We start from the raw sequence: 6,146 nt of genomic DNA on the forward strand, positions 1-6,146 counted from the left end.
GTGCCGTCGAGCGCCGCCTCGAACATGTTCGGAATGCGCAGGCCCGGCTCGCTTTGCAGTGCGACCTGCCAGGCGTCCTCGAAGAGTGCGCGGGTGGTGGCGTCGCCCACATGGCGATAACCCGGCAGTTCGTGCGGGAACGAGCCCATATCGCACGAACCCTGCACGTTGTTCTGGCCACGCAGCGGATTCACGCCCACGCCTTCGCGGCCGATGTTGCCCGTGGCCATCGCGAGGTTGGCGATGCCCATCACCATGGTCGAGCCTTGCGCGTGTTCCGTGACGCCCAGACCGTAGTAAATCGCCGAGTTGCCCTGGCGTGCATACAGTCGCGCGGCTTCGCGGACCTGCTGCGCCGGGACGCCGGTGAGGGGTTCCATCGCTTCGGGCGAGTTTTCCGGCAGTGCGACGAAATCGCGCCACTGTTCGAACGCGCGCGTCTCGCAACGCTCGGCGACGAAGGCTTCGTTGACCAGGCCTTCGGTGACGATTACATGCGCGAGCGCGTTGATCATCGCCACGTTGGTGCCGGGACGCAGTTGCAGATGATGTTCGGCTTTCACATGCGCGGTATCGACGATATCGATGCGGCGCGGATCGACAACGATCAGCTTCGCGCCCTGACGCACGCGGCGCTTCAGACGCGAGCCGAACACCGGATGCCCGTCGGTCGGATTCGCGCCGATCACCATGATGACGTCCGAGTGATCGACCGAAGCGAAGGTCTGCGTGCCCGCCGATTCGCCGAGCGTCGTTTTCAGCCCGTAACCGGTGGGCGAATGGCATACACGCGCGCAGGTATCGACATTGTTATTGCCGAAGGCGGCGCGCACGAGCTTCTGCACGAGATAGGTTTCTTCGTTCGTGCAGCGCGACGACGTGATACCGCCGATCGAATCGCGCCCGTGCTTCGCCTGAATACGGCGGAATTCGCTCGCGGCGTAACTGAGCGCTTCTTCCCAGCTCACTTCGCGCCACGGATCGGTGATCTTCGCGCGGATCATCGGCTTCTTGATGCGGTCCTTGTGCGTGGCATAACCCCACGCGAAGCGGCCCTTCACGCAGGCGTGGCCTTCGTTGGCCTGACCGTTCTTGTGCGGCACCATGCGCACGACCTGGTTGCCCTTCATCTCGGCCTTGAACGAGCAGCCCACGCCGCAGTAGGCGCAGGTCGTCACGACCGAGTGTTCGGCCTGGCCCAGCATCACCACGCTCTTTTCCTGCAGCGTCGCGGTGGGGCACGCGGCCACGCACGCACCGCACGAGACGCACTCCGAATCCATGAACGATTCGCTCGCACCCGCCGCGACGCGAGACTCGAAACCGCGCGCGGCGATCGTCAGCGCGAAGGTGCCTTGCGTTTCTTCGCAGGCCCGCACGCAGCGGTTGCAGACGATGCACTTGGACGGATCGTAGGTGAAGTACGGGTTCGATTCGTCCTTTTTATCCTTGAGGTGATTCGCGCCGTCGAAGCCGTAGCGCACTTCGCGCAGGCCCGTCACGCCCGCCATGTCCTGCAGTTCGCAGTCGCCGTTGGCGGGGCAGGTGAGGCAGTCGAGCGGGTGATCGGAGATGTACAGCTCCATCACGTTGCGGCGCAGCTTCTGCAGACGGTCGCTTTGCGTGCGCACCTTCATGCCCGCTTCCACGGGCGTGGTGCAGGACGCGGGATAACCGCGCCGGCCTTCGATCTCGACGAGGCAAAGCCGGCACGAGCCGAACGGTTCGAGCGAGTCGGTCGCGCAGAGTTTCGGCACGTTGACGCCCGCTTCGATCGAGGCGCGCATCACGGAGGTGCCTGCGGGCACCGTGATGCTCTGGCCGTCGATTTCGAGCGTGACGTCGACATCGGCGTGACGCAGCGGCGTGCCGTAGTCGGTGTCGTCGAAGGGCGAGCGTTGCTTGATTGCTGCCGATTTGCAGGCGCAATTGCCGGAACCGCAACCACCGGCCTGGGACGTGAGCGTGTCGGACATGTTGGTTCCTTTCGTTCAGGCGGCGGCCGCCGGTTGGGTGGCGGGCTGGGTGGCAAGACCGAAGTCTTCAGGGAAATGATCGAGCGCGGACAGCACGGGGAAGGGCGTCATGCCGCCCATCGCGCAGAGCGACCCGGACACCATCGTGTCGCACAGGTCGCGCAGCAGCGTGACCTGTTTTTCGGAGGTGTCGCCGTGGCGGATCGTCGCGATCACTTCGACGCCGCGCGTCGAGCCGATGCGGCAGGGCGTGCACTTGCCGCACGATTCGAGCGTGCAGAACTCCATGGCGTACTGCGCCAGTTCCGCGAGATTCGACGTGTCGTCGTGCACCACGATGCCGCCGTGGCCCACCACCGCGCCGACTGCCGCATACGCTTCGTAGTCCATCGGAATGTCCCACTGGCTCTCGGGCAGATAGGTGCCCAGCGGGCCGCCCACCTGCACGGCGCGCGCGGGCCGGCCGCTCGCGGTGCCGCCGCCGTAGTCGAACATCAGTTCGCGCAGCGTCACGCCGAAGGCCAGTTCCACCAGGCCGCCGCGCGCGATATTGCCCGCAAGCTGGAACGGCAGCGTGCCGCGCGAGCGCCCCATGCCGAAGTCCTGATAGAACGCCGCGCCCTTCGCGAAGATGATCGGCACGGTGGCGAGCGTGATGACGTTGTTGATGACCGTGGGCTTGCCGTAGAGACCGGCGAGTGCGGGCAGCGGCGGCTTGGCGCGCACGATGCCGCGCTTGCCCTCGAGCGATTCGAGCAGCGCCGTTTCCTCGCCGCACACATAGGCGCCCGCGCCCTTGGCGACGAACAGATCGAAGCGCTTGCCGCTGCCCAGCACGTCGTCGCCGAGCCACCCCTGGGCGCGCGCGCGCCGCAGCGCCTCTTCGAGCGCGGCAATCGCATGCGGATATTCGCTGCGCACGTAGATATGGCCGACGGTCGCGCCCACGGTCACGCCCGCGATCGTCATCCCTTCGATCAGCACGTAGGGATCGCATTCCATGATGAGGCGATCGGAGAAGGTGCCGGAGTCGCCTTCGTCGGCATTGCAGACGATGTACTTCTGGTCTGCCTGCGCCTGGGCAACCGTGCGCCACTTGATGCCGGCCGGGAAGGCCGCGCCGCCGCGCCCGCGCAGACCCGATTCGATCAGCGCCTGGCAGGCTGCGTCGCCTGTCATCAGCAGCGCGCGGCGCAGGCCTTCGAGGCCGCCGTGCGCGACGTAGTCGTCGGTCGAGAGCGGATCGGTGATGCCGATGCGCGCGAAGGTGAGGCGCTGCTGCTTTTGCAGATACGGAATCTGCTCGACGAGGCCCACGCTGCGCGAGTGCTGGCCACCTTGCACGAAGCCCGCTTCGAATAGCGCGCTGACCTCGCTTTCTTCGACGTTCGCGTAGCCGACGCGGCCATCGGGCGTATCGACTTCGACGAGCGGTTCGAGATAGAGCAGGCCGCGCGAGCCATTGCGCACGAGTTCGATGTCGATACCGCGTGCGGCGGCTTCACGCTGGATCGCGGCGGCGACATCATCGGCGCCGAGCGCCAGCGCCGACGAATCGCGAGGAACGTAGATGCGCGTCATGCGGCCTCCTCGGTGTGAACTACGACGGCGGCGAGCGCTTTCGCCAGCAGCGCGTCGAACTTCTGCGGGGTCACTTTTGCGTGCAGCGTGCCGTTAATCATCATGGCGGGCGAGAGCGCGCACTGGCCGAGGCAATAAACCGATTCCAGCGCGACGCCGTCCGCCGACGCGTGTTCATGCGCGCCGAACCGGCAGCCCGTGTGGGCTTCGGCGTGCTGCGCGAGTGCCTCGCCGCCCATGCTGCGGCAGGCTTCGGCGCGGCATAGCTGCACCACGACGGGCGCGGGCGGTGCGGTGCGGAAATGGTGGTAGTAGGTGAGGACGCCGTGTACCTCGGCGCGCGAGAGATTCAGTGCACGGCCGAGCGGCGCGACGGCGGCTGGCGGCACGTAACCGAGTTCGTCCTGGATCGCATGCAGTATCGCGAGCAGGGTGCGGCCGGGCAGCGCGTGACGCTGCACGAGCGTATCCGTCAGGGCGTCAGGCTGCGCGTTGGAAGGCGCTTTTGTCTCGTCCATTGTGAGGCTCCTCCAGGGGCATATATGCACTTGTTATTCATAAAGTGTGCATCTATGCTGGGGTTGTCTTGTTGTATGGACGAACAATAGGCCCGTAGAATGGCCGCTGCAATAGGAAGGAAGACTTCATAATGATCAAGGTCGATTGCCACGCGCAACTGGTCGTGCGCGACGCGGATGGCCGCGAGGCAAGCCTGACGGACGTCGTGCCGCTGCTCGCGCTCGTCGCGGAAGAAGGCAGCATCGCGCAGGCCGCGCAGCGTAAGGGTTTGTCCTATCGTCACGCGTGGGGTTTGTTGCGCGAAGTCGAGGAACGTCTGGGCGGCGCGCTGATCGCCAAGGCACGTGGACGCGGCTCGGTACTCTCGGAACTCGGCGAGGCGGTGCTGCGCTCGCAGCGCCTGTGCGCCGAGCGTCTGCACGGCAATCTCCAGGCGCTCGCCAGCGAAGTGGCCAGCGACCTCAACCGCTGGCTCACGCCCGATGTGCAGGATCTGCGCATCCACGCCTCGCATGGTTACGCGGTGGCGGCGCTGGTGACCGCGCTGGTCGGCGATCAGGTGCCGGTCGAAATCAAATACCGCGATAGCGCCGACGCCATCACGGCGCTGGCGCGCGGCGAATGCGATCTGGCGGGCTTCCATCTGCCGCGTGGGGAATTCCGCGCGGCCTGCGCGGACGCCTACCGCAACTGGCTCGATCCGCAGCGCCATGTGCTGGTGCACCTCACGCGCCGCAAGCAGGGGCTTTTTGTTGAGCGCGGCAACCCGCGCGGCATCGCGGGTCTGGCCGATCTCGCGCGCGGGGACATTCGCTTCGTGAACCGTCAGCCGGGTTCGGGCACGCGCTTGCTGATCGATTTGTTGCTTACGCGTATCGGCGTCGATCCGGATCGCGTGAACGGCTACGCGTCATCGGAACTCACGCATTCGGCGATCGCGGCGTTCGTGGCGAGCGGCATGGCCGATGTGGGCTTCGGCGTGGAGCCGGCCGCGCATCACTTCGGTCTCGACTTCATCCCCATCGTCGACGAGGACTATTACTTCGCCTGCGAGCGCAGCCAGCTTGAACGCGAGCCGCTTGCCGCAGTGCTCGAATTGTTGCGCGGCGCACCATTCGGCGAGGCCGTGGCGCGGCTGGAAGGTTACGATCCGGGCGAGTGCGGCACGGTCGTGCCGCTCGGAGAGGGCTGGCTTGGGCACGCATTCGCGGGCTAAGCACGGACGGGCGTTGTAATGCGGAGCAATATGTCTGTCAGCTAGCGCTGCAGAGTCGGCTGGTTTTTGTGATACTTTCGACCGGTATAAGCTCCCCCGTTCCAGATGCGCAGAGTCCGCGCCGATCGACCATGAAATTCTTGCTCAAAGTTTGTGCAGTTGCCGCCACCGCTGGCGCGCTGTTTGCCACTATCGACGTCGCTTTCGCGCAGAACTCCCCCGGCGTGCCGGGCGGCATCCTGACCGACGAATTCCGTCTCCAGGAACATCCGCAGTTGCAGTTCGCCGCCTCCGCGCCGTCCGCGAAGTATCAGCACGGCAAGGCTTCGGCGATGCGCAAGAAGGGCGATCTCGGCGATCCGAATGGTTGTAATCTGCAATGCCCGCAAGATAATTAAGTAGGCTGATTATTGCGATAGAAGGCGGCGCGATGGCGCCGTTTTTTATTTGTTGCAAGTTGTTTCAGACTTTGTCGCAGATTTATTGCGCCGCAAAAAAGAAAAAACTCGCGAAGCTTTAAAAAGCTTTCGCGAGTTTTTATTTTGCTGCAGCAAATTCTGGTGGAGCCGGCGGGAATCGAACCCGCGTCCAGAAGCAGTCCATAAACAGTTCTACATGCGTAGTTCTATCATTTGATTTAACCGGAGCGACGCGGACGAACACGCTGCGCTACAGCGATTCACTAGGTTTTCGACCCTGGCGTCGTGACGCCGACAGAGCTTAACTGACGTAAATGACCTCTGGCGGTATTGCTACCGGTCTTGCGACACTAGCCCGTCAGTAGACTAGGCAGAGGACGGCGGCCCTTAGGCTGCCAGTGCGAACGTATCGTCGTTTGCAGTTACGATTTTCCC

At 64.5% G+C, this 6,146-nt stretch carries 5 protein-coding genes and 1 other RNA gene; 2 read left to right on the forward strand and 4 right to left on the reverse strand.

The genetic code is table 11. The features are described 5' to 3' along the window. From VG320_RS20310 to VG320_RS20320, 3 genes are all read right to left on the reverse strand, one after another. The coding region (locus VG320_RS20310) for a molybdopterin-dependent oxidoreductase (protein ID WP_327201867.1) at window positions 1–1,976 on the reverse strand (1,976 nt) is incomplete at its 3' end. A 15-nt stretch (window positions 1,977–1,991) separates the two neighbouring features. Next, window positions 1,992–3,557 carry a formate dehydrogenase beta subunit gene (locus VG320_RS20315; RefSeq protein ID WP_327201868.1) on the reverse strand — a complete coding sequence of 522 codons (1,566 nt, stop codon included), beginning with the start codon at window positions 3,555–3,557 and terminating at the stop codon, window positions 1,992–1,994. Continuing rightward, a complete protein-coding gene (locus tag VG320_RS20320; protein WP_327201869.1) occupies window positions 3,554–4,075 on the reverse strand; it encodes an NAD(P)H-dependent oxidoreductase subunit E in 522 nt (173 codons plus the stop codon). Before VG320_RS20320 ends, VG320_RS20315 begins: the two co-directional genes overlap by 4 nt. Before the next feature lie 131 nt (window positions 4,076–4,206). Here VG320_RS20320 and VG320_RS20325 point away from each other — a divergent pair, with 131 nt between their 5' ends. Then, the gene (locus VG320_RS20325; protein ID WP_327201870.1) at window positions 4,207–5,292 is read left to right on the forward strand and encodes a substrate-binding domain-containing protein; all 1,086 of its coding nucleotides are present in this window, start codon (window positions 4,207–4,209) and stop codon (window positions 5,290–5,292) included. A gap of 131 nt (window positions 5,293–5,423) precedes the next feature. Continuing rightward, complete coding sequence (locus VG320_RS20330; protein WP_103706999.1) at window positions 5,424–5,690, forward strand: hypothetical protein; 267 nt, start codon at window positions 5,424–5,426, stop codon at window positions 5,688–5,690. Between the two features lie 160 nt (window positions 5,691–5,850). On the opposite strand, the gene ssrA is transcribed toward VG320_RS20330, so the two are convergent. Then, window positions 5,851–6,146, reverse strand: a transfer-messenger RNA (tmRNA) gene (gene ssrA, locus VG320_RS20335); the annotation flags it as partial.

Source organism: Paraburkholderia sp., from assembly GCF_035948235.1.
In the GTDB taxonomy this organism is placed as follows: domain Bacteria; phylum Pseudomonadota; class Gammaproteobacteria; order Burkholderiales; family Burkholderiaceae; genus Paraburkholderia.

Coding starts and splice junctions, on each gene's coding strand:
- VG320_RS20315 (WP_327201868.1), bottom strand. CDS start 3,557: ATGACGCGCATCTACGTTCCTCGCGATTCGTCGGCGCTGGCGCTCGGC.
- VG320_RS20320 (WP_327201869.1), bottom strand. CDS start 4,075: ATGGACGAGACAAAAGCGCCTTCCAACGCGCAGCCTGACGCCCTGACG.
- VG320_RS20325 (WP_327201870.1), top strand. CDS start 4,207: ATGATCAAGGTCGATTGCCACGCGCAACTGGTCGTGCGCGACGCGGAT.
- VG320_RS20330 (WP_103706999.1), top strand. CDS start 5,424: ATGAAATTCTTGCTCAAAGTTTGTGCAGTTGCCGCCACCGCTGGCGCG.